Source organism: Candidatus Litorirhabdus singularis (assembly GCF_026262625.1).
GTDB classification, from domain to species: Bacteria; Pseudomonadota; Gammaproteobacteria; order Pseudomonadales; family Halieaceae; genus Litorirhabdus; species Litorirhabdus singularis.
Genome location: NZ_SHNN01000016.1, coordinates 1 through 1,619, shown reverse-complemented (window position 1 = coordinate 1,619; position 1,619 = coordinate 1). Strand labels below are relative to the sequence as shown.

1 protein-coding gene is annotated in these 1,619 nt (G+C 58.9%); it reads left to right on the top strand.

Going from position 1 to position 1,619, the window contains the following annotated elements:
• The coding region (locus EYC98_RS21650) for a beta strand repeat-containing protein (RefSeq protein ID WP_279247500.1) at positions 1-1,619 on the top strand (1,619 nt) is incomplete at both ends.

Below are 1,619 nucleotides of genomic sequence, written 5' to 3'. Positions count from 1 at the left end.
GATGTGAACGCGATTGCGCAACAACTGACGTACAGCAACACCAACGACCTGCCGCCAGCCAGTGTGCAGATCAACTGGGATCTGAGCGATGGCAACGGTACGGCGCAAGGCACCGGTGGCGCACTGGGTGCCAGCGGTTCCATGACGGTGAGCATTACTTCGGTCAACGAGAGTCCGACACTGGCTGGTGTGGATGCTACACCAACCTTTATTGAGGACCAGTCTGCGATTGTGTTGGATAGCACGGTCACTATTGCGGATGTTGAACTGGATGCCCTTAACGGCGGCGCGGGTGACTACACTGGCGCGAGCCTGACACTGGCCCGTAACCTGGCGGCGAATCCCGACGACGTGTTTGGCTTCACTACCGGCAGCGGCATCAGCCTCAGTGGCGGCAATCTGCTTAAGGGCGGCGATATCATCGCCAGCTTTGACACCAGTGTGGCGGGTGAGCTGACCATTACCTTCACCAGCCCCGCTACTGCAGTCGCGACTACTGCGGATGTGAACGCGATAGCCCAACAACTGACGTACAGCAACACCAACGACTTGCCGCCAGCCAGTGTGCAGATCAATTGGGATCTGAGCGATGGTAATGGCACGGCGCAAGGCACCGGCGGTGCACTGGGTGCCAGCGGTTCCATGACGGTGAGCATTACTTCGGTCAACGAGAGTCCGACACTGGCTGGTGTGGATGCGACACCAACCTTTATTGAGGACCAGTCTGCGATTGTGTTGGATAGCACGGTCACTATTGCGGATGTTGAACTGGATGCACTGAACGGCGGCGCGGGTGACTACACTGGCGCGAGCCTGACCCTGGCCCGTAACCTGGCGGCGAATCCGGACGACGTGTTTGGCTTCACTACCGGCAGCGGCATCAGCCTCAGTGGCGGCAATCTGCTTAAGGGCGGCGATATCATCGCCAGCTTTGACACCAGTGTGGCGGGCGAGCTGACCATTACCTTCACCAGTCCCGCTACTGCCGTGGCGACCACCGCGGATGTGAATGCGATTGCGCAGCAGCTGACGTACAACAACACTAATGATCTGCCACCGGCGAGCGTGCAGATCAACTGGGACTTGAACGATGGTAATGGCACGGCGCAAGGCACCGGCGGTGCTTTAAGCGCCAGCGGTTCCATGACGGTGAGCATTACCTCGGTGAATGAGAACCCGACACTGACCGGTGTGGATGCCACACCGACCTACATTGAAGATCAGGCAGCGGTTGTGCTGGATAGTACAGTCACGATCACAGACGCCGAATTAGATAGCCTTAATGGCGGCGCCGGTGACTACACCGGCGCTAGTTTGACGCTGGCACGCAATAGTGCGGTTAACCCCGACGACGTATTTGGCTTTACCACCGGCAGCGGCATCAGCCTCAGTGGCGGTAACTTGGTCAAGGGCGGCGATATCATCGCCAGCTTTGATACCAGCGTGGCGGGTGAGCTGACCATTACCTTCACCAGTCCCGCTACTGCCGTGGCGACCACCGCGGATGTAAACGCGATTGCGCAACAACTGACGTACAGCAACACCAACGACCTGCCGCCAGCCAGTGTGCAGATCAACTGGGATCTGAGCGATGGCAACGGTACGGCGCAAGGCACCGG